The 22592-nt window shown below is 71.8% G+C and carries 20 protein-coding genes and 4 pseudogenes; 19 read left to right on the top strand and 5 right to left on the bottom strand.

Translation table 11 applies throughout. The annotated features are described in order from the left end of the window. Nucleotides 1–94: 94 nt before the first annotated feature. The 10 genes and pseudogenes from kduI to ACF0H8_RS00290 all read left to right on the top strand — a co-directional run. Nucleotides 95–925, top strand: a complete 831-nt coding sequence (gene kduI / locus ACF0H8_RS00335; RefSeq protein WP_395287011.1) for a 5-dehydro-4-deoxy-D-glucuronate isomerase — start codon at nucleotides 95–97, stop codon at nucleotides 923–925. A gap of 27 nt (nucleotides 926–952) precedes the next feature. Next, a complete protein-coding gene (locus tag ACF0H8_RS00330) occupies nucleotides 953–1771 on the top strand; it encodes an IclR family transcriptional regulator (protein ID WP_395287010.1) in 819 nt (272 codons plus the stop codon). Between the two features lie 26 nt (nucleotides 1772–1797). Next, complete coding sequence (locus ACF0H8_RS00325; protein ID WP_395287009.1) at nucleotides 1798–2589, top strand: SDR family oxidoreductase; 792 nt, start codon at nucleotides 1798–1800, stop codon at nucleotides 2587–2589. Continuing rightward, nucleotides 2586–3596, top strand: coding sequence for a C-terminal binding protein (locus tag ACF0H8_RS00320; protein WP_395287008.1), 1011 nt, complete (start codon nucleotides 2586–2588; stop codon nucleotides 3594–3596). The genes ACF0H8_RS00325 and ACF0H8_RS00320 overlap by 4 nt, the downstream gene beginning before the upstream one ends. Continuing rightward, nucleotides 3593–4627, top strand: coding sequence for a zinc-binding dehydrogenase (locus tag ACF0H8_RS00315; protein WP_395287007.1), 1035 nt, complete (start codon nucleotides 3593–3595; stop codon nucleotides 4625–4627). The genes ACF0H8_RS00320 and ACF0H8_RS00315 overlap by 4 nt, the downstream gene beginning before the upstream one ends. Further along, on the top strand, nucleotides 4624–5379 hold the full coding sequence (locus ACF0H8_RS00310; protein ID WP_395287006.1) for an SDR family oxidoreductase: 756 nt from the start codon (nucleotides 4624–4626) through the stop codon (nucleotides 5377–5379). Before ACF0H8_RS00315 ends, ACF0H8_RS00310 begins: the two co-directional genes overlap by 4 nt. 20 nt (nucleotides 5380–5399) lie before the next feature. Further along, nucleotides 5400–6041, top strand: coding sequence for a bifunctional 4-hydroxy-2-oxoglutarate aldolase/2-dehydro-3-deoxy-phosphogluconate aldolase (gene eda, locus ACF0H8_RS00305; protein ID WP_395287005.1), 642 nt, complete (start codon nucleotides 5400–5402; stop codon nucleotides 6039–6041). 20 nt (nucleotides 6042–6061) lie between these two features. Further along, entirely contained in the window at nucleotides 6062–7018 is a 957-nt protein-coding gene (locus ACF0H8_RS00300; protein ID WP_395287004.1) for a sugar kinase, read from the top strand. 626 nt (nucleotides 7019–7644) lie between these two features. Further along, nucleotides 7645–8071 (top strand): annotated as a pseudogene (locus ACF0H8_RS00295) (transposase); the annotation flags it as partial. A gap of 29 nt (nucleotides 8072–8100) precedes the next feature. Further along, a pseudogene (locus tag ACF0H8_RS00290) lies at nucleotides 8101–8484 on the top strand (integrase core domain-containing protein); the annotation flags it as partial. Nucleotides 8485–8761: 277 nt separating this feature from the next. On the opposite strand, the gene ACF0H8_RS00285 reads toward ACF0H8_RS00290, so the two are convergent. The 4 genes and pseudogenes from ACF0H8_RS00285 to ACF0H8_RS00270 form a co-directional block, all read right to left on the bottom strand. Beyond that, nucleotides 8762–8959: a transposase gene (locus ACF0H8_RS00285; protein ID WP_395290782.1), complete on the bottom strand. Its 198-nt coding sequence runs from the start codon at nucleotides 8957–8959 to the stop codon at nucleotides 8762–8764. Between the two features lie 69 nt (nucleotides 8960–9028). Continuing rightward, nucleotides 9029–9085, bottom strand: a pseudogene (locus tag ACF0H8_RS00280) (hypothetical protein); the annotation flags it as partial. A gap of 368 nt (nucleotides 9086–9453) precedes the next feature. Beyond that, a pseudogene (locus ACF0H8_RS00275) lies at nucleotides 9454–9810 on the bottom strand (transposase); the annotation flags it as partial. Between the two features lie 481 nt (nucleotides 9811–10291). Then, nucleotides 10292–11311, bottom strand: coding sequence for an AsnC family transcriptional regulator (locus ACF0H8_RS00270; RefSeq protein ID WP_395287003.1), 1020 nt, complete (start codon nucleotides 11309–11311; stop codon nucleotides 10292–10294). A 192-nt stretch (nucleotides 11312–11503) separates the two neighbouring features. Here ACF0H8_RS00270 and ACF0H8_RS00265 point away from each other — a divergent pair, with 192 nt between their 5' ends. The 6 genes from ACF0H8_RS00265 (at nucleotide 11504) to ACF0H8_RS00240 (ending at nucleotide 17849) form a co-directional block, all read left to right on the top strand. Continuing rightward, nucleotides 11504–13051, top strand: coding sequence for an AbgT family transporter (locus tag ACF0H8_RS00265; RefSeq protein ID WP_395287002.1), 1548 nt, complete (start codon nucleotides 11504–11506; stop codon nucleotides 13049–13051). A 27-nt stretch (nucleotides 13052–13078) separates the two neighbouring features. After that, nucleotides 13079–14320 (top strand): M20 family metallopeptidase, encoded by a 1242-nt coding sequence (locus tag ACF0H8_RS00260; protein WP_395287001.1) that lies wholly within the window; start codon nucleotides 13079–13081, stop codon nucleotides 14318–14320. Between the two features lie 226 nt (nucleotides 14321–14546). Further along, nucleotides 14547–14798 carry a hypothetical protein gene (locus tag ACF0H8_RS00255; protein WP_395287000.1) on the top strand — a complete coding sequence of 84 codons (252 nt, stop codon included), beginning with the start codon at nucleotides 14547–14549 and terminating at the stop codon, nucleotides 14796–14798. Beyond that, entirely contained in the window at nucleotides 14795–16081 is a 1287-nt protein-coding gene (locus tag ACF0H8_RS00250; protein ID WP_395286999.1) for a Zn-dependent hydrolase, read from the top strand. The genes ACF0H8_RS00255 and ACF0H8_RS00250 overlap by 4 nt, the downstream gene beginning before the upstream one ends. Nucleotides 16082–16341: 260 nt before the next feature. Beyond that, nucleotides 16342–17490: a bifunctional glutamate N-acetyltransferase/amino-acid acetyltransferase ArgJ gene (argJ, locus tag ACF0H8_RS00245; protein WP_395286998.1), complete on the top strand. Its 1149-nt coding sequence runs from the start codon at nucleotides 16342–16344 to the stop codon at nucleotides 17488–17490. Nucleotides 17491–17561: 71 nt separating this feature from the next. Continuing rightward, the gene (locus ACF0H8_RS00240; RefSeq protein ID WP_395286997.1) at nucleotides 17562–17849 is read left to right on the top strand and encodes a hypothetical protein; all 288 of its coding nucleotides are present in this window, start codon (nucleotides 17562–17564) and stop codon (nucleotides 17847–17849) included. A gap of 183 nt (nucleotides 17850–18032) precedes the next feature. On the opposite strand, the gene ACF0H8_RS00235 is transcribed toward ACF0H8_RS00240, so the two are convergent. After that, on the bottom strand, nucleotides 18033–18212 hold the full coding sequence (locus tag ACF0H8_RS00235; RefSeq protein ID WP_395286996.1) for a helix-turn-helix transcriptional regulator: 180 nt from the start codon (nucleotides 18210–18212) through the stop codon (nucleotides 18033–18035). A 486-nt stretch (nucleotides 18213–18698) separates the two neighbouring features. Here ACF0H8_RS00235 and ACF0H8_RS00230 point away from each other — a divergent pair, with 486 nt between their 5' ends. The 3 genes from ACF0H8_RS00230 (at nucleotide 18699) to ACF0H8_RS00220 (ending at nucleotide 22584) form a co-directional block, all read left to right on the top strand. Next, the gene (locus ACF0H8_RS00230; protein ID WP_395286995.1) at nucleotides 18699–20075 is read left to right on the top strand and encodes a rhodanese-like domain-containing protein; all 1377 of its coding nucleotides are present in this window, start codon (nucleotides 18699–18701) and stop codon (nucleotides 20073–20075) included. Nucleotides 20076–20151: 76 nt separating this feature from the next. Next, entirely contained in the window at nucleotides 20152–21312 is a 1161-nt protein-coding gene (locus ACF0H8_RS00225) for a HoxN/HupN/NixA family nickel/cobalt transporter (RefSeq protein ID WP_395286994.1), read from the top strand. Nucleotides 21313–21408: 96 nt separating this feature from the next. Beyond that, nucleotides 21409–22584 (top strand): hypothetical protein, encoded by a 1176-nt coding sequence (locus tag ACF0H8_RS00220; protein ID WP_395286993.1) that lies wholly within the window; start codon nucleotides 21409–21411, stop codon nucleotides 22582–22584. Nucleotides 22585–22592: the final 8 nt, after the last annotated feature.

Genomic DNA, 22592 nt, shown 5'->3' with positions numbered 1-22592 from the left:
CACTTGGGCCGGGCGGACGCCCACCTCCCGGCCCTGCACGACCCCATCGGGGAAGCCGATGACCGGCACCCCGCACCCGAACGGAAGGATCGTCATGGAACAGCGGTACGCGACCAGCCCGGAGCAGATCCCGGGCATGGACACCGCCGGCCTGCGCGAGCGCTACCTCGTGCAGGACCTCTTCGCCGACGGTGAGGTCAAGGCGGTTTACACCCACCACGACCGCGTGGTTGTGGCCGGCATCTCACCGGCCGGCGAGCCGCTGACCCTGCCCGGTTTCCCCGAGATCCGCAGCGACAACTTCTTCGACCACCGCGAGGCCGGCATCGTCAACGTGGGCGGCACGGGCACCGTCACGGTGGACGGCATCGAGCACACGCTCACCACGGGTTCGTGCCTGTACGTCGGCCGCGGTGCTGTCGAGGTGACGTTCACCTCCGCCGGCGACGCTGACCTGGCACGGTTCTACCTGTTCTCCGCGCCCGCGCACACCGCGTACCCCACCAGTCTCGTCGAAGCGGGCCAGGGCACCACCCGCGAGCTCGGGGACCCGCTCACGTCGAACCGGCGCACCCTCAACCAGTACATCCACGAGAACGGGGTGAGGAGCTGCCAGGTGGTCATGGGAGTCACCACCCTGCACCCGGGCAGCATGTGGAACACGATGCCGGCGCACACCCACGACCGCCGCACCGAGGTCTACCTCTACTTCGGCCTCCCGGCCGAAGCCCGCGTCGTACACCTCATGGGTCGGCCGGGCGAGACACGCCATCTCGTGGTGGGCGACCGCGAGGTCGTCATCTCCCCGAGCTGGTCCGTCCACTCCGGCGTCGGAACCGCCTCCTACTCCTTCGTCTGGGCCATGGCCGGGGAGAATCAGGCGTTCGAGGACATGGATGGCTTCGCCATCGCTGACATGCGCTGAGGGTTCGGCGCGGACGGGGAGATCGGGATGAGTACGGAACAGGCCGCGGAGGCGTTCGGCCCCGACAGCGTGGCAGACGTCAACGCGCCGGGGCGCCGTGGCCCGGCCAACGCCAGCGAGAAGACCCTGCTCGTGCTCGAGGCCGCGCTCACCCACCGCCGCTTCACGGACGTGGTGGAGGCGACCGGCCTGGCCAAGGCCACGACACACCGCATCCTGACCACCCTCATCGACCACGGCTATCTCGTGGCGGACCGCGCCGGTGGGTACATGCCCGGCCCGAAGATCCTCTCCATGGCCGGGCACGCCCTGGAGCGCATCGACATCTCCGCCATCGCCCAGCCCTTCGTCGACAAGCTTGTCGAGAACGTGCACTGCACCGTGCACGTCGGCGCCGCGAACGGGGATGAGGTGATCTACCTAGTGCGCACCGACTCCGACAAGCCGTACCGCATGCCGTCGCGGGTCGGGCACACGATCCCCATGCACAGCTCCGGGATCGGGAAGGTCATCCTCGCCTCGTGGCCCGAGGACGCCGTCGCCCGCTTCGTCACCCGGGCGGGCCTGGCGCCTCGCACCGAGCACACCATCACCACCTTGCCGCAGCTGCGGGCGGAGCTGGCCTGGATCCGGCAGCACGGCTACGCCCTCGACCGCGAGGAGAACGTGCCCGGCGTGGCGTGCGTAGCCGCCCCCATCCATGACCACACCGGCGTCGTCAAGTACGGCGTCTCCATCTCCACCCTCGCTCTCGAGCACACCCCCGAGCAGGTCGAAGCGATGTCCGCCGACGTCCTCGCCACGGCCTCCGCGATCTCGGCGGCGCTCGGGTACCGACCGCGCTGACCGGCGCCCACCCAGGAAGAAGCACCATGAGCAACACAGGAACGTTCGTCTCCACCACGCTGGTGGACCTGTTCAGCCTCGACGGCGAGTTGGCCGTTGTGACCGGCGCGAACCAGGGCATCGGCCTAGCCATGGCCACGACGCTCGCGCGGGCCGGCGCCGACGTCGTCGGTGTCTCGAACTCGATGCCCACCGGCCCGAGCGAGGTCCGCAGCGCTGTGGAGGAGGCCGGCCGGACATTCACGCCGCTGCGGGCCGACTTCGCGGATCGCGACGCGGTGGCCGCGCTGGCCGCTGACCTCGCTGCGCGCGAGGTGGACATCCTCGTCAACAACGGCGGCACCATCCGCCGTACGCCGGCCACGCTGCACTCCGACGCCGACTTCGACGTTGTCATGGACATCAACCTCCGGGCCACCTGGGTGCTCTCGCGGGAGGTGGGACGCACCATGCTCGAGCGTGGCCACGGCAAGATCATCAACACCGCGTCCATGCTCAGTTTCCAGGGCGGCATCAACGTGCCTGGGTACACCGCCTCGAAGTCCGCGGTCGCCGGGCTCACCAAGGCGCTGGCCAACGAGTGGGCCGGGCGCGGGGTGAACGTCAACGCCGTCGCGCCGGGCTACGTCGCGACCGCCAACACCGCCGACCTGCGCGCCGACGCCGACCGTAGCCAGGGCATCATCGACCGCATCCCGGCGGGCCGCTGGGCGCTCCCGACCGACATCGCCGGCGCTGTGCTCTTCCTCGCCTCGCGCGCCGCCGACTACGTCAACGGCGTCGTCCTCCCCGTCGACGGGGGGTGGCTGGCCCGATGAGAATCACCGTCACCGAGTGTGACCACGACTCCTTCGCCGTCGAGCAGGCGGAGGCGGACGCGCGGGGAGCCGAGCTCCTCATCACCCAATCCCGTAGTGCCGGCGAGCTGGTAGCCAACTGCGCCGACGCCGACGGGATCCTTGTGCAGTACGCGAGCATCAGCGGCGAGATCATGGACGCGCTCCCGGGCCTTCGCGCCATCGGCCGCTACGGCGTCGGCGTGGACTCGGTCGACGTCGCCGCCGCCACCGCCCGCGGGATCGCCGTCTGCAACGTCCCCGACTACGGGACGGAGGCCGTGTCCGACCACGCGATCGGGCTCACGCTGGCGGTGGCCCGCGGCATCCCCCGGCTGGACCGTGGGGTCCGGGCAGGGCGCTTCGACCTGCCGGCCGTGCGGCCGCTTCACACGATCGCCGGGCGGGTGTTCGGCGTGCTCGGCATGGGCCGTATCGGCAGCGCCACCGCCCGGAAGGCGGCCGGCCTCGGCTACGAGGTGATCGGATACGACGCCCGCTCCGAACCGGGCACCACCTACCACGGCGTGGCCACGGTCTCGCTGCCCGAGCTGCTCGAACGCTCCCAGGTGCTCTCCCTGCACACCCCGCTCGACGAGACGACCCGCGGGCTGATCGGCGCCGGCGAGCTGGCCACCATGCGGCGCGACGCGATCATCGTCAACACCTCGCGGGGCGGCGTCCTCGACACGTCCGCCTTGGTCGCCGCGCTGCGGGCGGGCACCATCGCGGGCGCCGGCATCGACGTGCACGAGCACGAGCCGCTGCCGCACGACCACCCACTGACCACCTTCGACAACGTGGTGCTGACCCCGCACCTGGCGTGGTACTCGGAGGAGTCCTACGGCGAGCTCAAGCGCCGGACGATCGAGAACGTGCTCGACGTGTGCGCCGGCCGCACCCCGCGCAACATCGTCAACCCCGAGGTCCTCGGGGCCCCGGGGCGCAACGCCGTCCACGTCGCGACCCGAGCGAGGAGCCGAGCATGAGCACGATGACCGCCGCCGTCTGGGCGGCCACGGGCACCGTCGAGCCGCAGGAGGTTCCGCTGCCCGAGCGACCCGAGGGCTGGGCCCTTGTCAAGGTCGCCTACAACGGGATCTGCGGCACCGACCTGGCCATCTACCACGGCAAGCACCCACGGGCGCGCCCCGGCCTGGTCCCCGGTCACGAGATGTCCGGCTGGATCGCCGAGCCCGGGGCGTCGGGCCTTCCCGAGGGCACCCTCGTGGCGGTGCGCCCGCTCATCTCCTGCGGCACCTGCCGCGCGTGCCGCGAGGGCCACTCGCATGTGTGCCGGTCGCTCGGGCTCTACGGCATCGACGCGCCCGGCGCCATGGCTGCGTATGTGTCCTTGCCGCCCGAGGTGCTGTACACCGTGCCCGACGGCGTGGACCCGCGGACTGCGGCCCTGGCCGAGCCGCTCGCCGTCGCCGTGCACGCGGTGGAGATGTCCGGCATGGAGGCCGGCGACACCGTCGCCGTCTTCGGCGCGGGACCCATCGGCCTGCTGACGGCGCTGGTCGCCCGGCACGCCGGGGCCGGCCAGGTGGTCGTCGCCGAGCCGAGCGCCTGGCGCCGCGAGGTCGCCGCCTCCTACGGATTCACCACGGTCCCCGAGGGCGCCACCGCGGCCGAGCTACTCGCACCGCTGACCGATGGGGAGGGTGCGGACACCACGTTCGACAGCGCCGGGCACCCGGCCGTCGCGGCCCAGCTGACCGCCGCCACCCGTGTGCGCGGCCGGATCGTCGTGGTGGGCGTCTACAAGCAGCCCGCCGCCGTCGACCTGCGCGACATCAACTTCAAGGAGCAGACCATGGTGGGGGTGCGCGTCTACACCGCCGCCGACGTGGAGCGTGCCATCGCGTTCATCGCGGAGGACGCCCTCGACCTTGGGCGCTTTCCCACCCGCGCCTACGCCGTCGACGACGTCGCCGCGGCGTACGTCGCGGCCGCGGCCGGCGAGGACTGCCTCAAGGTCCTCGTCACCCCGGACGCCGCGAGGGCCGACGCATGAGCGGGCCCTTCGACCTGACCGGCCGCACCGCCGTTGTCACCGGGGGCGGGCGGGGCATCGGCCGGGGCATCACCGAGGCGCTGCTGGGCGCCGGCGCCGACGTCGTCATCCTCTCCCGCTCAGACGTGCCCGCAGACCTGCGGGACCACGCCGAGGGCCTGGGCCGGACGCTGTCCTGGTACGCGCTGGACCTGTTCGACCCCGACGGGATCGACGCCGTCGCTGCCGAGGTCCTCGCCGTCCACCGCATCGACATCCTGGTGAACAACGCCGGAACGCAGGAGCGAGCCCCGGCCGCAGACTTCCCCCTCGAGGTATGGGACCGGGTGCTCGACGTCAACCTGCGGGCCGTCTTCCAGCTGTGCCAGCTCTTCGGGCGACCCATGCTCGAGCGGGGCGACGGCAAGATCGTCAACCTCGCCTCGCTGCTCAGCTTTCAGGGCGGGATCACCATCCCCGCGTACGCCGCCTCGAAGGGTGCCGTGGCGCAGCTGACCAAGGCGCTGTGCAACGAATGGTCGGGCCGGGGCGTGAACGTCAACGCCGTCGCGCCCGGCTACTTCGCCACCGACATGAACACCGCCCTGATGAACGATCGCGTGCGGCTCGAGCAGCTCTCCGTCCGCATCCCCGCCGGACGGTGGGGCACTCCCGACGACATCGGCGACGTCGTCGTGTTCCTCGCCGCCCCGGCGGCCATCTACGTGCACGGGCAGGTACTGGCCGTCGACGGCGGCTGGTTGGCCCGATGACTCGACCACAAGGAGAAAGCATGGACGTTCTGACGCGGCTGGGTGCCGCTCGCCTGGTCCCCGTGGTCGTCCTGCACGACGCGACGCAGGCGGACCCGCTGGCCGCGGCGCTGGTTGCCGGCGGCCTGCCCGTGGCCGAGGTGACGTTCCGGACAGCCGCCGCCGAAGATTCGATCCGAGCGATGGCGGGCCGCGGCGACATCCTCGTCGGTGCCGGCACAGTGCTGACGGCCGCGCAGGTCGACCGGGCCGTCGCAGCCGGCGCCGCCTACGTCATCTCCCCGGGCCTCAGCCGCGCCGTGGTCGAGCGGTGCGCGGAGCACGGAGTGCTGGCGCTGCCCGGCGCGGTCACAGCCACGGAGATCCAGGCGGCGCTGGAAATGGGACTGAGCACGGTGAAGTTCTTCCCGGCAGGGACGTCCGGCGGTGCGCGGGCGATCAGGGCGCTCGCCGCACCGTTCGCCCAGGCCCGGTTCATTCCCACCGGCGGGGTGAGCCCGGAGAACCTCGACGACTACCTCGCACTGCCTTCCGTAGTGGCCGTCGGCGGATCGTGGATGGTCCCGAACGACCTCGTGGCCTCCGGCGACTTCGAGGGCGTCACGCGCCTGACCGCCGAGGCGGTCGCGCTCACCGCGGCCGTGCCCGTCCCCACCGCCTGAACCGAGACCACGGAGGCTTCATGTCACAGTCGTCAGACAAGCCCGCCCTGCCGGAGGTCGTGTGCATCGGCGAGACCATGGCGATGGTCACCACCTGCGACGCCACCCCGGTCGCGACCGGCCAGACATTCACGGTGACGGCGGGCGGGGCGGAGTCCAACGTCGCCCAGCACCTCGCCGGCCTGGGGATCGCGACGGCGTGGGTCTCTGCTGTGGGCGACGACCCGCTGGGTCAGCGGGTTGTCACTCAGCTGGAGTCGCACGGTGTGGACACCTGGTGGGTACGTCGCGACCCCGATGCCCGCACCGGTCTGTACGTCAAAGATCCGGCGGGCGGCGTGTACTACTACCGGAAGGACTCTGCCGCGTCCCGCATGCGCGCGTCGGAGATCGGCGACTGGCCCGTCGCCGGTGCGCGCCTTGTCCACCTCGGCGGGATCACCCCCGCCCTCTCGCCGAGCTGTCGCGACCTCGTTCCTGCCGTGATCGACGCCGCACAACGCGCCGGGGCGCTGGTTTCCTTCGACGTCAACCACCGCCCGTCCCTCTGGTCCGCGGACGAAGCGGCCGCCGTCCTCCGGCCGTTGGCCGCGCGGGCGGACATCGTCCTCGTCGGCCGGGACGAGGCGGAGCGTCTGTGGGGCACCCCGACTGCCGAGGAGATCGCGGACCTCTTCCCCGACGCCCGTTACGTCGTCGTCAAGGATGGTGGCAACGAGGCTGTCGAGTTCCACCGGCACGACGACGGCGAGGTCGTCACCCGGTTGCCGGCCCGCCGCGTGGCCGTGGTGGAGCCGGTCGGCGCCGGTGACGCGTTCGCCGGCGGCTACCTCGGCGCCTTGCTGCGCGACGACAGCGCGACCGACCGACTCGCCATGGGCCACTCCGTCGCCGCATGGGTGCTCGGATCACCCGACGACTTCCGCCCCGGGCACGGACCGTGGGTGCGTGACGCGGAGACAATGCCCGCGTTCTAGCTAAGCTTCGAGCCCAGAAACGGTCCGGTGGGAGGTCTGTCCGGTGTTGGAGCGGGAAGGGGCGCCGCCCTATCCGGCATGGCAGACGGCTCATGGTCTCGTTTACTCATCGAAATCGACGGAAGTTACGTCGCGATGGTGCGAGTTGACGAGAGCAGGAAACGGGCCGAGCTGCAGAGCTTGGGCGACATGTCGAGGGGCATCGAATACGGGCGAGAGTCGTGGTCCTTCAACAGAAGGTTGGGGTTCGAGTCCCTCCGGGCGCACAGCGAAAACGGCGCCATCCCAACGAAAACTCCGGTGTCGGGGGCATGCCGTCCGGGGGCGCCGCAGCCCCATAATTGGAGCCCACGTCTCGGCTCCAGTCGGCTCCTCAGTCGTGATTCCATACGTGGCGTCGGTGGCCCGTGCAACACTCCGCGCGTCGAGGCGCATCATCCTTCCGCGGAAGGAGTGATGGAGTTGATCGACGAGGTGCACGCACAGGGTCTGCGCGCCTGGGCGAAGAGTTACGTCGGCAGAGTGGTGTATCGGTAGCCCGGTGAGCGTGCCGACGTAGACGAGTGCGGTCACCGCGTGATCCTTCGAGTGATCTCTCACAACCGACTCGAAGAGGACCTAACGCGATGACCGCACCCTCAAGTATCGACCCTGCCCGGTTCCTGCACGAGCACCTCGCCCAAGCGTCTCCCGACCTGGTGCGGGACATGCTCGCCATGTCTATCAACGCCCTGCTCTCCGCCGAGGCCGACGCGGTCTGCGGGGCCGGCTACCGCGAGCGAGGCGCGGGCGAACCGGCGCAACGGCTACCGCCACCGCGACTTCGACACTCGCGGGGGACCGTCGACGTCGCGATCCCAAGCTGTGCACCGGCTGCTACTCCCCGAGTGGCTGCTGCAGCGGCGCCGCCGCGCCGAGTCGGCCGTGACCTCGGTGGTGGCGACCTGCTACCTGCTCGGGGTCTCCACCCGGCGGATGGACAAGCTGGTGCAGACGCTCGGCATCACCGGGCTGAGCAGGTCCCAGGTCTCGGAGATGGCCAAGGACCTCGACGTCCCTCCTGAGGGGACGGGACCGGGCCGACCGACAAGACCAAGCAGACCGCGGCGGGCGTTCATGACCGAGCCCTCGCGCACTTCGCCGACCGCGCCGTCAGCGTCGAGCGGGTGCTGACCGACAACGGTCCGTGCTACCGCTCGGGGCTGTTCAACGCCGTCCTGGACACCGCGGACGTCAAGCACAAGTACACCCGCCCCTACCGGCCCCTGACCAACGGCGAGGTCGAGCGGTTCAACCGAATCCTGCTCGTGGAATGGGCCTACGCGCGTCCCTACCGCTCAGAGGCCGAAGGCGTCGCCGCCTACGACTAGTTCCTCCATCACCACAATCACCACCGCGGCCACACCGCCCTCAAAGGCGCCCCACCCGCCGACCGCGTAACCAACCTGCCGGGGCAGTACATCTGATATGGAGTGGCTGGTTGTCAAGTGGCATGGTGAGGCGCCGCCGGGGTTCCGGCGGCGCCTCGTTGCTTCGTCGTTCGGTGCCCTGGTGAGCGTGTCGTTGGCGACGCGCGGTCAGACTGAAATGCGCGGGTTGGTTACCGCAGGACGGTGGTTCGGCAGGAGCGGGCCGGCGTGTCTAGGGTCGAGCGTCGCTGGCGTAGCCGGCTGCTCATAGTTGTTTCGCGGGTCGCTCCACGCGCTGCCACCAGGGTCCCCTTCGACGAAGCGGCTCGTGGGGTCAGTCGTCCATGATGGCCAGAGACCAGCACCAGCCGGCGAGCTCACGGGCGATGGCGACGTTGGCGATGGTGGGGCGTTTGCGCCTGTCGATGAAGGTGACCCAGCGGGCGTGCAGTCGCCGGTTGCCCAGGTCTCCACGCGCGCGGGCTGCCGCCGGGGCGTTGTCCCACCGGTCGCGCATCGTCTTGCCGATCACGTACCGCGCGCGGTGGTGCCAGGCCGCCTCGACCAGCAGCCGGCGGACGTGCCCGTTGCCCGTCTTGGTGATCGAGCCCTGCACCCTGGAGGTTCCGGAGGAGTACTCCGAGGGGACGAGGCCCACGAAAGAGGCGATGGTGTTGCCGGTGAAGCGCTGCAGTCGCCGATCTCCACCGCCAGGGCGAAGGCGGTCAAGGTGTTGATCCCGCGCAGGCAGCCCAGCCGCTGGATCGTCGGGGTGTACTCGCTGTCGGCGGCCATGGCGACGATGGCTGTGTCGAGCCGGTCGCGGCGCGCCCTGACGGTCAGCACGGCGTCGTAATCAGCGTCGAACGCCTGCTGGGTCGCCCGGGCGTCGAAGCGCCGCTGGCGCAGCCATTTGTCGTGCGCTGCGGTCCAGGCCTGAGCGCCGGAGTAGACGATGCCCTCGCGCAGCAGGAGCTTGGAGAGCCGGTGCCGAACCCGCATCAGGTCACCGCGGCAGTCCTCTCGGGCCCTGACGAGGTTCCGGGCGGCCTCCTGGTCCGCGCTGGGCACCGTCACCGCGGTGACCTCGTCCAGGCGCAGCAGCCGGGCCAGATGGATCGCGTCCCGGGCGTCGGTCTTGACCCGGTCCCCGGACGGCTTGACCAGCTTCGACGGGGCAGCAACCACACACCGGATCCCCGCCGCGCTCAGCGCCCGGTACAGCGCGAAGCCGGTCGGGCCGGCCTCGTAAACCACCGCCGCCGGGCCCGGAAGTGCCTGCACCCACGAACGGACGTGCTCATACGACGGGGTCAACCTGGTCTCGAACAGCTCGCCCGTGACGCCGTCGATGGCCGCTGCCGCAACGGATCGTGCATGCACGTCCAGCCCCACACTCGTACGCTCGGTGAACACCGGGGCCTCCCACAACTTGTCGGATAGGCCGGGCGGGCGGGCCCCTGCCCGGTAACCCACGAACACTTGTGCGCGAGGCCCCGGCCCGCAACGCCCAACCGTTGCTCCCCCCGGGCAGTGCCTACGGATCGGGTATCCCTCGATCGCCGCCTACCCGCCGACGCCCGGGAAGGTGTCAACGTGGAGCACGCGCAGCGCAGCGAGCATGAACGACGTTGACACCGACCGGCGCCGGCGGACACTCCACCGGAGCGAGGGACACCCGCGCCACCCTCAACGGCACCGGGAACGGAGACTCCCCACGGATCGTGTGTCACTCCATACCGTCTAGGCGAGGGTCGGCGCGGTGGCCACGCCTACCACGGCCAAGGTCGCCAGGAGCGACCGGCCGCCATCGCACGCGGGTCCACGTCGGTCCGGGGCCCGGCCTAGCGGAATGCCGGCGTGCTCAGACGGGCAGCGGCATCGAGCCGATGATGCGGTCGTCCGCGTCGATGAGATGACCCATCCGCTTGATCGTCCGCAGCGTGACCGCGCGGTCCGTGACCACCGCTGGCGTGCGGCTCGTGATGGTCTCCTCCAGGGCGATGAGGTCCGCGGGACGGCGCAGCCAGAAGCCCGCCTGCAGGTTGCTGGGTCCGCCCGCCAGCCCGACGCAGACGCGCGTGACGTTCAGGGCCGAGATGGCCTGCGCGGTGGCGGTGAGCTGGTCCGCCGGCGCGGTCAGCCGCAGCACGGCGCTCATCGGGCGGCCGACGGCGTATCCCGACACGTGGCACCTGAGCACGAGATGCCCAGAGACGAGCAAGGCCAGCAGCGCCCGTCGCACCGAGGCCTCTGCGACCCCGGTACGGGCGGCCAGGTGGGCGACGGTCATCCGTCCGTCCTCCGTCAGCAGCTCCAGCAACGGCGCCCGGAGGGCGTGCGCCGATGCCGGGACAGGCGCCGAGGGCCGGACGAGCACGCGCGCCGGGGCGAGGAGGGCCAGCTGGGGCGCGGTGAGCAGACCGATCCGCCACTCGGCGCCCAGCCGGAAGATGTTGGTGATGATCGCCGACCGCTGGCGGAGGACCCCGGGAGTGCGGGCGATCTCCGAGATGAGCACCTCGCGAAGGCGCGCGAGGCTCGACGAGTGCAGGAGCGCCTGGACGTCGTGACCACCGGAGATGAGCTCCACCGAGGCCACGTCCGGAATCCTCGCCAGGGCGTGAGCGACCTCCTCGGACCGGTCCCGGTCGCAGTCGAGGTCGACGTACGCGCCGTCGATCACCCGACCGGGGGTGCAGCTGATGGCGGCGTGGCCGTGCTCCCGCAGCTCCTCCCACCGGCGCCGCGCCGTCCGCGCACCGATGCCCAGTGCACGCCCGAGGAGCTCCCATGGCGCGCGGGGCGCGACCTGGAGAGCCTCGAGGAGCGCGAAGTCGCGGTCGTCGAGCGCCCGTTCGGGCTGGGACCTCGGCCGGGCCACGGGACTCCTTCCGCCGAAGACGTGCGTGTGACGGATTGTGTCGGAATCCGGGGCGCTGGTGGCGGATGCCGTCCATGTAGCGGGACGAGTGACGGAAACCGGCATCGGTAACACCGGCGACCGGCGGCGTAACGTCGGCGAATCATTCGCCCGCGAGCCTCCCGTCATCCGTCCCGAGCGAAGGAGGCCCACGTGTCCCCGACCACGACCGAGAAGATTGACGTCGCGGCAGTTCCCGCCGGCAGGACGTGGCGCCTGCTGTCAGCCGTCGAGCGATGGGGCAACAGGCTGCCCCACCCGTTCTTCCTGTTCCTCTACATCGCGGTGGCCATCATCGCGCTCTCGGCCGTCGCCCGGTTCGCGGGCTGGTCGGCCGTCAGCCCCAGCACGGGTGAGTCGGTGCAGGTGCGCAGCCTCCTCTCCGGTGAGGGCGCCGAATTCATGGTGACCTCGGCGATCGACAACTTTGTCGGCTTCCCGCCGCTGGGTCTCATCGTCACCGTGATGCTCGGCATCGGAGTCGCCCAGCGCTCCGGCCTGCTCGAGCGGGCGATGCGCAGCGCGGTGATGGCGGCGCCGCCGGGTCTGGTCACGTTCGCCGTCGTGCTCGTGTCAATGATGGGCAACCTCGCGTCGGACTCGGCAATGGTGATCCTCCCGCCGCTGGCAGCGGCGGCGTTCATGGCAGCCGGGCGACACCCGATCGCAGGGTTCGTCGCCTCCTACAGCGCAGTCGCGGCCGGCTTCAGCGCCAACCTGCTGCCCGCCGGCACCGACGTCCTCCTCGCCGGCATTACCACCGAGGCGACCTCCATCGTCCAGGACATGGCCATCTCGCCCGTCGCCAACTGGTACTTCATGGGCGCGTCGACGCTCGTGCTGGCCGTGGTCATCACCTTCGCGTGCCAGCGGTTCGTCGAGCCGCGGCTGGGCCCGTACACAGGAACGGCGCTCGCCGACGCCGCCACCCTCGAGCCCGCCTCACCCTCGGAGCGCAGGGCGCTCCTCGCCACCTGCCTGGCCCTGGTCCTCTTCGCGGTCGTCGTCGCGGCCGCGGTGCTCTACCCGGCGTCGCCGCTCCGTGGTGAGGGCGGCGCGATCCTCAGGTCGCCGTTCATGTCGAGCCTGCCGGTCTGCATCCTTCTCGGCTTCCTTCTCGCGGGCGTCACGTACGGGAAGGCCGCCGGGACCATCACGCACAAGTCCGACGTCCCCGCGATGATGGCCGAGTCGGTCAAGGAGCTGGCGCCCTTCCTCGTCGTCATCTTCAGCGCCGCGCAGGCCATCGCCTACTTCGACTGGACGCAGCTCGGCCTGCTCGTGGCCACCGAGGGCGCCGCCATCATGGAGGCCACCAACCTCGACGGCATCTGGGGACTCGCCCTCTTCGCCGTGTTCGTCTTCGTCCCGGCGCTGCTCATGGTGTCCGGCTCGGGGCTGTGGACGCTCCTGGCGCCGATCTTCGTGCCGATGTTCATGATCAACAGCATCGATCCCGCCTACGTGCAGGCGGCCTTCCGCATCAGCGACTCGGCGACCAACCCCCTCGTCCCGATGAACCCCATGCTCCCCGTCGTCCTCGGCTTCATGCAGCAGTACGACAGGAAGGCGGGCCTCGGCACCCTTTTCAGCTTGGTCTTGCCCTTCACCGTGACTATCTGGCTCGTCTGGATGGCCTTGTTCGTCCTCTGGGGTCTACTCGGTCTGCCCGTCGGTCCGGGCCACGGCCTGACGTTCTGACCTCACCCGACCGCACAAGGAGAGACGATGAGCACCCGAACCACAGTTGGTCCCGCTACGTCCGTCGCCGAGACACTCGCCGACCTCGAGCCGCTGCTGGCGGATGTCCAAGACCAGCTGGTCGCGCTGGCGCGCGACATCCACGCCCACCCGCAGGTCCGCTTCCAGGAGGAGCACGCCGCCGCCGCACTCGTGGCCGCACTCCGCGCCGACGGCGTGAGCACCGAGACGGGGTTCGCCGGTCTGCCCACCGCGTTCGTCGGCCGCTGGTCGAGCCCGGCGGCAGGACCCGGCGCGCCGACTCTCGCGATCTTCTGCGAGTACGACGCTCTCGAGGGCATCGGCCACGGCTGCGGCCACAACGTCATCGCCGCGGCCGGCCTCGGTGCCGCACTGGTCACGAAGGCGTGGCTCAAGCGGCACCCCGGCGTGCCGGCGCATCTCCTCGTCGTCGGCAGCCCGGGCGAGGAGGGCGGTGGCGGCAAGGTGCCGATGGTGGAGGCAGGTCTGCTCGACGGCGTGGACGCCGCCATGATGGTCCATCCCTCCAGCGTCGACCTCGTCGCGATGCCGACGCTGGGGCGGGTCGCGCTGGACATCGACTTCACGGGCCGGCCCAGCCACGCGTCCGCCAGTCCCGAGCAGGGCGTCAACGCCCTCGACGCGGCAACCCTGGCCTGGAGCGCGATCGGCATGCTGCGCCAGCAGATGCCGCCCGAGGTGCGTGTGCACGGCATCGTCACCGATGGCGGGCAGGCGCCGAACATCATCCCCGAGCACGCGGCTCTGCGGGTCTTCGTCCGCGCACCCGACGCCGGTCGGCTCCACGCCCTCGTGCCGCGAGTGGAGGACTGCGCCCGGGGCGCCGCGCTGGCCACCGGCTGCAACGTGACGATCGAGCAGCGCACGCCGCCGTACCACCCGCTGCTCACGAACTCCGTGATGGGACAGATCGTCACCGCGGCCATGGAGCTGGTCGGCCGGCAGGTCGGAGCTGGCAGCTCCGGGATGGGGGTGGGCTCCACCGACATGGGCAACGTCAGTCAGCTGGTGCCCTCGGTTCACCCGACGCTGAAGCTGGAGGAGGGCCTGGACCTGCACACGCGGGAGTTCGCGACGGCGGCTGCGGGCCCGCGCATGGCGTCGGCCGTGCTGGACGGCGCCCGGGTGCTCGCGGCCACCGCGCTCACGCTGTTCACGGACCCCGCGGCGCTCTCACGGGTGAAGAAGGAGTTCGCGGCGTCGAACGCCCTCAGGAGGGCCCGGTAGCGGCCGACGCTCCCGGCGGGCGACTGGTGCGCCCGACCGGCCCTCTTCCGGTCCGCAGCCGCCCTCCCGGGCGGTGCGGCACCGGCCACGACCGACCGCGCGCACACGAAATCCCGCACTCACCGCCGGAGGGCCAGATGCTTGGCGTCACCCCGTCCGAGTTGCTCGACGCCGTCCGCCCTGTTCGGATCGGCACCCGCACCGGCCGCTCGGAACTCCTGATCTCATGGCTTCCATAAGCGCGACCAAGGCCCTGGGTGCCGAACGCGCGTTCGTCAGGGAGAACGTGGGTCTGCTCCGCGTCTTCGGCACGGCCCTGACCGACCAGGGCGCCCCCTGGTCTCTCTGCCCCAAGGCCCCGCCCACGCGACTCCTCCCGCGGGAGGCAGGCCTCACCGCCGCCGGCGGGCAGGTGGTCCTCGCGGCCACCGCGCTCGAGCAGGACCGGCTCGACTCCCTCACTACGGACAACTCATGACCACCCTCAAGAAGTCCCCGGCCGCAGTGCTCCTCCCCTCTGCTGCCCGCATCGCGGCCGACATCGCGCACTTCGCGAGCCTCTCCGAGCCGGGAAGCGGCGTGACCCGCCTCGCCTACTCAACCCTCGAGCGTCAGGCTCACGCGTACTTCCGCGCGGCGATGGAGGAGCTCGGACTCAGCGTCCGGACGGACGCCGCCGGCAACACCATCGCCGAGGCCGCCGGCACGGATCCGGGAGCACGGGCCCTTGGCACCGGTTCGCACCTGGACTCCGTCCCCTCCGGCGGCCGGTTCGACGGAATCGCCGGCGTCGCCGCAGCGATGGAGGTAGCGCGCCTCCTCAGCACGACGGGACTCCGGACATGCCACCCCGTCCGAATTGTCGTCTTCGCGAGCGAAGAGGGCGCGCGGTTCGGTCAGGCATGCAATGGGTCCCGCATCGTGGCAGGCCTCACCGACACAGCAGACCTAGAGCGACTGACCGACGCCGATGGGATCACCATGGCCGCCGCCATGCGCTCTGTCGGGCTCCACCCCCACGACATCGGCGACGCCCGGTGGCACCACGATGATTGGGCGGCGTTCATCGAACTCCACATCGAACAGGGATCAGTGCTTGAGTCGCTCGGCGTCCCGGTCGGCGTCGTCGACGTCATCTCGGGAAGCACCAGGTTGGCCATCGACCTCCACGGCAGGGCGTCACACTCCGGCGGCACTCCGATGCACCAGCGCGCCGACGCGCTCGCCGCGGCCTCCGAGCTCGTCCTCTTGGCCGAGCGGCTCGCCCGCCGTACACGCCACCACGGGACGCGCGCCACGGTCGGCCGGCTCGAGGTCTCGCCGGGATCCCTGACGACGATCCCCGGCAAGGTGCGCTTCACCCTTGACGTCCGCGACGTTGACGCCGACCGCCAGCACCAGACCGTGTCGGAGTTCCTCAGCCGGGCCACAGAGCTGTGCCAGCGCCGCACCATCCGGCTGACCAGTCAACTCCTGGCAGACACGCCGCCGGTTGTCCTCCCGGAGCGGGTCAAGCATCACCTCGTCCGGGCGAGCGAGGCCCGAGGCGTCGCCTATCGGGTCATGCCGAGCGGGGCAAGCCACGACGCTCAGATGGTGAACCGCGTAGTCCCCACCGGGATGGTCTTCGTCCCGAGCCGCGACGGGATCAGCCACGCACCGGAGGAGTGGACCAACGCGGAGGACATCGCCACCGGCGCGGGCGTGCTCCTGGAGGCGCTGCTGGCCCTCGACGCCGAGCCTGATCGAAGGACCGCATGAGCGGCGGACACCGCCAGGTCGCCGAGCTCAGCCGAGGTCCTCCCCGCCCGCCACCGTGCCCGTCGCACCTGGGACGAAAAAAGGCCCCGGTGACTCGGCGAGTCCTGCGCATCCAGTAGCGGATTGCCGCCCGCCTCGGTCTGGTCAGGGGTGCAGTAACGCCGCCGCGGCGCGCACGGCCGCGGTGATTCGGTCGACGTTGCGCGAGCGCAGCCCGGCGTGACCGGTACCACCCCGCACCAGCAGGAGGAGAGAGCCGCATGACCACCGCCACCGTCGCCGGGTTCGCCGGCGTGACGGGCAACGCCGGAGTGAAGGACGGCGTCCCGGACGTCAGCCTGGTCCACGCCACGGGCGCGACGACGTCGGCCGCCGTGTTCACCCGGTCGCGCTTCGCGGGCCCGAGCGTCCGCGTCAGCCGCGAGGGCGACACCGGCGGGCTGCGCGCCGTCGTCGTCGTGTCCGGGAACGCGAACGTCGCCACGGGGGAGCGCGGCCTGGCCGACGCCCGGGAGCTGCAGCGGTGGGCGGCCGCACGGGCCGGGTGCCGGCCCGAGCAGGTGCTCGTCGCCTCAACCGGCGTCATCGGGGTGCCGTACCCGATCGAGACCGTGCGGGAGCGGCTCGCGGCCCTGCCCGGGTCCGGGCCCGTCGACCTCGACGCCGTCGCGCGCGCGATCATGACCACTGACACGCGTGCGAAGGTGGTCTCTCGGCGCGTGGGCGCGGCGAGCATCGTCGGCATCGCCAAGGGCGTGGGGATGATCGAGCCGAACATGGCCACGATGCTGTCGTTCGTCTACACCGACGCCGAGGTGGCCGCCGGGGACCTGGACCGCGTCTTCCGCGCCGTGGTCGAGCGGACGTACAACGCGGTGAGCGTCGACACCGACACGTCCACGTCGGACACTGCCGCCGTCGTGGCCTCCGGCGTCGGCGGACCGGTCGACCTGGCCGCCTTCGAGGGGGCCCTGCTCGAGGTGTGCACCGAGCTGGTCAGGATGATCGCGTCCGACGGCGAGGGCGCCTCCACGCTCATCGAGGTGCGCGTGACCGGGGCCCGCGACGACGCGCAGGCCAAGTTCGTCGGCAAGGCGATCGTCAACTCGCCGCTGGTCAAGACGGCCGTGCACGGCGCCGACCCCAACTGGGGCCGCGTGGCCATGGCGGTGGGCAAGTGCGAGACCGAGACCGACATCCTCGAGGAGAACGTCCGCATCGCGTTCGGAGGTCTGGAGACCTACCCGACGCTGCCCACGCCCGAGCGCAGGGCCGAGCTCGAGGCGTACCTGAAGAACGACGCGGTGCTCATCGAGGTCGACCTCGGGATCGCAGCCGGCGAGTTCACCGTGTACGGCTGCGACCTCACGGAGGGGTACATCCGCATCAATGCCGACTACACCACCTAGTTGAACGAGCTGGGCGAACACCGAACCGTCACGGGTTCGATGCCGCTTGCTTCTGAGTGAAGGATGGCGACATGCCCAAGAAGTACGACCCGGAGGTCAAGGACCGTGCGGTGCGCATGGTGCTGGACCACCGCGGTGACTACGGCTCGCAGACGAAGGCGACGATCGCGGTGGGCTCCCAGCTCGGGATCCCGCGCGAGACGCTGCGCCGCTGCGTCTCCCAGGCGCGGGTTTACACCGGGGACAAGGCCGGGGGAGCACGGAGGAGAACGAGGAGATCAAAGCCCTCAAGCGGAGAACAAGCGCCTGCGCGAGGCGAACGAGATCCTCAAGGCGGCAGCGGTTTTCTTGCGGTTTGACACTCCCTGACGGGGCCCCTACGGGGTCACCTTCCAACTACGGATCAGAAAGGTTGAAGGTTCGAGTCCCTCAGGGCGCACCGAATGTGAGGCCCTGATCTGCACTCGTGCAGTTCAGGGCCTTTGTCGTGCCGGAACCCCGCGACCGTGAATCCCGCGGGCCGGGGGCCCACGGCCCCTTGCTCAGTGCGGGGCGACGCTCGCCTCCACGGGCGGCGCGGCCTCCGGGCGGAGGTGGGCCACGAGCTCGCCGCGGCTGTGCACACCGACCTTGGCGAACACCGACTTCAGGTGGTCCTGGACGGTGTTGGCGGAGATGAACAGGCGGCCCGCGATGTCGGTAGTCGAGCGCCCCGCGATCACTCCCGGCAGACGTCCCGCTCGCGCGGCGTCAACCCGTAGGCCACGAGCAGCAGCCCCAGCAGCTGGTCGCCGGAGGCGGGCTCGATGGTGATCCTGTTCATCGGCGCCGGGCTCAGCCTTCATCGGCGCCGGGCTCATCCTGGGCGTCGCCGCATGGGCCGTGGGCCAGGAGGCGGTCGGCCGCACGCTCGTCATCTACCTGTGTTCTCGGTGCTGTCCAGCATGGCCATGCTGGTCGCCGACCGACTGGCCATGAGCCGGCCCCGCGGCGCGGGGATCGGCGGGGTGGTGGCCGAGGGGGGCCCGCCGCTGCTCGCGCTCGTCGCGACCGCGCTCGTCTGACCACGCTCATCTGCCCATCCGCGCCGCCGGCGGTCCGGACCTCTCGGCTTCGGCGGCCTTCGGCGTCATCATGGAGTCATCGAGCGCCGGGCGCCGCCGGCTCGCCGCGGCGCCCGGCGGCTGGCCACCAGCCGGAGGGCCCGGATGCCGGTCACGATCGTCTCCATCGACACGCCGTCGCTCGGCGACCGCAGCTACCTGGTCCACGACGGCCGGGTCGCGTTCGTCGTCGATCCGCAGCGGGACATCGACCGGATGCTCGACGCCGCCGCGCGGGCCGGCGTGCGCATCACCCACGTCCTCGAGACCCACGTGCACAACGACTACGTCACCGGCGGGTACGCGCTGGCCCGGCGCACCGGCGCCCGGTACCTCGTCAACGCCGACGACGACGTCACCTTCGACCGCGTGCCCGTCCGCGACGGCGAGGTCGTCGAGGTCAGCCCCGAGCTGCGGGTCCGCGCGCTGCACACGCCGGGGCACACCTTCACCCACCTGGCGTACGTCCTCGAGGGCGAGCACCCGGCCGTGTTCTCCGGCGGGTCGCTGCTGTTCGGCTCCACCGGCCGCCCCGACCTGCTGGGGGCCGAGCACACGCACGAGCTGGCGCACCGCCAGTACGGCTCGGCGCGCCGGCTCGCCGCCCAGCTGCCCGACGACACCCGGGTGCTGCCCACGCACGGCTTCGGCAGCTTCTGCGCCACCCCCTCCGGCGGTCACACCACGGCCTCCACCATCGGGCAGGAGCGGCTGGTGAACCCGGTCCTGAGCCAGGACGAGGAGGACTACGTCGCCGACGTGCTGGCCGGGCTGGACGCCTATCCCGCCTACTACGTGCGCATGGGCGCGATCAACGCGGCCGGCCCGTCGGCGCCGGACCTGACCGAGCCGCAGCGCGCCGACAGGGAGCAGCTCCGCCGCCGGCTGCGGGCCGGGGAGTGGCTGGTGGACCTGCGCAACCGCACCGCCTTCGCCGCCGGGCACGTGCCCGGCACGTTCAGCTTCGGGCTGGACGGGCGCTTCGCCACCTACCTCGGCTGGCTCATCCCGTGGGGCACCCCCGTGACCCTGCTCGGCGAGAGCCCGCAGCAGGTCGCGCAGGCCCAGCGCGAGCTGGTCCGCATCGGGATCGACCGCCCGGCCGCGGCCGCCACCGGCGGGCCGGAGGAGTGGACCGCCGACCCGCTGGCCACGCTGGCCCGGGCGTCGTTCGCGGACCTGGCGCAGGTGCGGCACCACCGGCCGGTCACGGTGCTGGACGTGCGCCGGACAAGCGAGTGGCGCGTCTCTCACATCGCCGGTGCCGTGCACGTCCCGATCCACGACATCGTCGCCCGGATGGGCGAGGTACCCGCCGGTGAGGTGTGGGTCCACTGCGCCTCGGGATACCGGGCGTCCATCGCGGCCTCGCTCCTCGCGGCGACGGGACGGCGGGTGGTCCTCATCGACGACAGCTTCGCCCGGTCGGCCGCCGCCGCGGGGCTGCCTGTCGAGGCCGGACAGGCCCCGGCGTCCGCCTGACCTGCCGCCATGGCGAGGCTGCCTTGGCTACCCTCGAACGGTCGCCCACCGCCCGCCAGGGGCCGGAAGGAATGCCATGCCCGAGAACCCTTGCCCGCTGTCGGACCGCACCGTCCCCGGCCCCGCTGCGCCGGACCGCCGAGCCGACGCGCCCGCCGCGGGAGGCCGGCGGAGGTGGACCGGCGCGGAGAAGCGGTCGCTGGCCGGCATGGTCGCCGTCGTCGTCCTGCTCAACGTGGTCGGCTGGGGCGTCCTGCTGCTCGCCGTCGCCCCGCAGGGCCTGGTCGTCGGCAACGCCGGCGTCTTCGGGGTAGGGCTCGGGGTGACGGCGTTCCTGCTGGGCGTGCGGCACGCCTTCGACGCCGACCACATCGCCGCCATCGACAACACCACCCGCAAGCTCGTCGGCGAGCGCCGCCCCGCCCTCAGCGTCGGCTTCTGGTTCTCCCTGGGCCACTCCAGCGTCGTCTTCGGCCTGGCGGTGCTCCTCGCCCTCGGCGTCCAGGCCATCGCCGGACACGTCGTCGACGAGAACTCCACGCTGCAGCAGACCCTCGGGCTGGTCGGCACGGTTGTCGCCGGGACGTTCCTGATCCTCATCGGGCTGCTGAACCTCGGCTCCGTCCGGGGCATCGTCAAGGTGTTCCGGGAGCTGCGCGGCGCCCCGCTGGACGAGGCCGAGCTGGAGCGGCACCTCAACAGCAGGGGCCTCCTCGCCCGGCTGCTCGGCCGGTTCACCCGGCGCGTGAGCAGGCCCTGGCACATGTACCCCGTCGGGCTGCTCATGGGCCTCGGGTTCGACACGGCCACCCAGGTCGCCCTGCTCGTCCTGGCCGGCGGCACCGCCGCGCTGACCCTGCCGTGGTACGCGATCCTCGTGCTGCCGGTCCTCTTCGCCGCCGGGATGAGCCTGTTCGACGCCGCGGACGGCGTGGTCATGGCCCGCGCCTACCGCTGGGCGTTCCTCGCCCCTGTGCGCAAGGTCTACTACAACCTCACCGTCACCGTGCTCTCCGTCCTGGCCGCGCTCGGGGTGGGCAGCGTCGTCCTGCTGCAGCTGCTGGCCGAGCACGTCCGGCCCACCGGCGGGCTCCTGGGCGAGGTGGCCGCCCTCGACCTGGGTAACGTGGGGTACGTCCTCGTCGGCCTCTTCGTCGCGACCTGGCTGGTCAGCATCGCGGTCTGGCGCTGGGGCCGGCTCGAGGACCGCTGGCAGGGACGTCTCGCCCAGGGCTGAGGCGCCCGGCAGTCCCCCGCTCGGCGAGACCGCGAGGGCGGGAGGTGGTCCAATCCTCCACATGACGGCGCACGCGGCGACGGGGCGGGCCCCCGCATGACCGACCTGGTGGAGGTGGCGCAGGACCTGTACGGGCTGGCGGTGTCGGACTTCACCCAGGCCCGCAACGACCGCGCCAAGCAGCTGCGGGCGGCCGGCGAGAAGGAGCTCGCCGCGGCCGTGAAGGCGCTGCCCAAGCCGTCGGCGGCGGCCGGCGCCGTCAACACGATCGTCCGCCACCTGCCGGACCAGGTCGAGGAGGTGCTCGAGCTGGGGACGGCGCTGCGCCGCGCCCAGGCCGACCTGGACGCCCGCCGCCTCCGTGACCTCAACAAGCAGCGACGCGAGCTTACCTCCCAGGTGGTGCGGCGGGCCCGGACGCTGCTCGCCGGGATGGGGCAGGGCATGTCGGACGCGGTCGCCGGCCAGGTGGAGGCCACCCTGCACGCCGCGATGGTGGACGGCGGGGCCGCGGCGGCGCTCCGGACGGGGCTGCTCGTCGAGCCCATGGAGGCCACGGTCGGCCCGGTCGACCTCGACGGGGTCGTCGCCGTGCCTGCCGCGCTGGGCGACCGCGCGGAGCAGGAGGCCACGGCGACCGCCCGGGCGCGCCGTAGCCGCGGCGGTGCCCCGGCCGGGCGGGCGGCCGCGGCCGCGCGGGAGGCCGAGGCCGGGCGGGAGGCCGAGGCCGGGGCCGAGCCAGAGACAGAGGAAGTGCCTGAGGCAGCGGAAGCCCCGGAGCGGCAGGCCGCCCCGGAACCGCAGCCGGAGCCGGAGCCGGCGCGGGAGAGAGAGCCGCAGCCGGAGCCGGAGATTGAGCCGGCGCGGCTCCGCGTGGACGCGCGACGGACGACCCGAGCACGCCAGCCCCAGCCGGAGGCGGAACCCGGGCGGGCGCCGGAGGGCCGGCTCAGCGTGGTTGCCGACGACACCCGCGCCCTCGAGGAGGCGCGGGAGGAGGCCGCCGCGGCCGACGCCCTCGCCGACAGCGCGCAGCGGACCCTGCGCAAGGCCGAGGAGCGCATCCAGCGGCTGCAGGCGCGCAGCCTCCGGCTCCAGGCCCAGCTCGAGGAGCTGCGCCGGCAGGTGGACGAGCGGGAGCAGGACCTGGAGGTGGTCGAGGACGAGCTCGCCGACGCGGAGGAGCAGCGCGAGGCGGCGGAGCACACCTACGACGGCGCCCGCACGGCGGCGGACCGGGCCCGCGCGCGCATGGCCAGGCTGCAGCGGTAGCGCTCCCG

It is taken from the genome of Georgenia sp. AZ-5, from assembly GCF_043952095.1.
Classification (GTDB): domain Bacteria; phylum Actinomycetota; class Actinomycetes; order Actinomycetales; family Actinomycetaceae; genus Georgenia.
The sequence above is the reverse complement of the archived record's forward strand: the minus strand, read 5'-3'. Positions and strand labels throughout refer to the sequence as shown.

Excerpts from the sequence above, each read along its gene's own strand:
- kduI (WP_395287011.1), top strand. The coding sequence starts at position 95 with ATGGAACAGCGGTACGCGACCAGCCCGGAGCAGATCCCGGGCATGGAC.
- ACF0H8_RS00330 (WP_395287010.1), top strand. The coding sequence starts at position 953 with ATGAGTACGGAACAGGCCGCGGAGGCGTTCGGCCCCGACAGCGTGGCA.
- ACF0H8_RS00325 (WP_395287009.1), top strand. The coding sequence starts at position 1,798 with ATGAGCAACACAGGAACGTTCGTCTCCACCACGCTGGTGGACCTGTTC.
- ACF0H8_RS00320 (WP_395287008.1), top strand. The coding sequence starts at position 2,586 with ATGAGAATCACCGTCACCGAGTGTGACCACGACTCCTTCGCCGTCGAG.
- ACF0H8_RS00315 (WP_395287007.1), top strand. The coding sequence starts at position 3,593 with ATGAGCACGATGACCGCCGCCGTCTGGGCGGCCACGGGCACCGTCGAG.
- ACF0H8_RS00310 (WP_395287006.1), top strand. The coding sequence starts at position 4,624 with ATGAGCGGGCCCTTCGACCTGACCGGCCGCACCGCCGTTGTCACCGGG.
- eda (WP_395287005.1), top strand. The coding sequence starts at position 5,400 with ATGGACGTTCTGACGCGGCTGGGTGCCGCTCGCCTGGTCCCCGTGGTC.
- ACF0H8_RS00300 (WP_395287004.1), top strand. The coding sequence starts at position 6,062 with ATGTCACAGTCGTCAGACAAGCCCGCCCTGCCGGAGGTCGTGTGCATC.
- ACF0H8_RS00260 (WP_395287001.1), top strand. The coding sequence starts at position 13,079 with ATGAGCACCCGAACCACAGTTGGTCCCGCTACGTCCGTCGCCGAGACA.
- ACF0H8_RS00255 (WP_395287000.1), top strand. The coding sequence starts at position 14,547 with ATGGCTTCCATAAGCGCGACCAAGGCCCTGGGTGCCGAACGCGCGTTC.
- ACF0H8_RS00250 (WP_395286999.1), top strand. The coding sequence starts at position 14,795 with ATGACCACCCTCAAGAAGTCCCCGGCCGCAGTGCTCCTCCCCTCTGCT.
- argJ (WP_395286998.1), top strand. The coding sequence starts at position 16,342 with ATGACCACCGCCACCGTCGCCGGGTTCGCCGGCGTGACGGGCAACGCC.
- ACF0H8_RS00240 (WP_395286997.1), top strand. The coding sequence starts at position 17,562 with ATGCCCAAGAAGTACGACCCGGAGGTCAAGGACCGTGCGGTGCGCATG.
- ACF0H8_RS00230 (WP_395286995.1), top strand. The coding sequence starts at position 18,699 with ATGCCGGTCACGATCGTCTCCATCGACACGCCGTCGCTCGGCGACCGC.
- ACF0H8_RS00225 (WP_395286994.1), top strand. The coding sequence starts at position 20,152 with ATGCCCGAGAACCCTTGCCCGCTGTCGGACCGCACCGTCCCCGGCCCC.
- ACF0H8_RS00220 (WP_395286993.1), top strand. The coding sequence starts at position 21,409 with ATGACCGACCTGGTGGAGGTGGCGCAGGACCTGTACGGGCTGGCGGTG.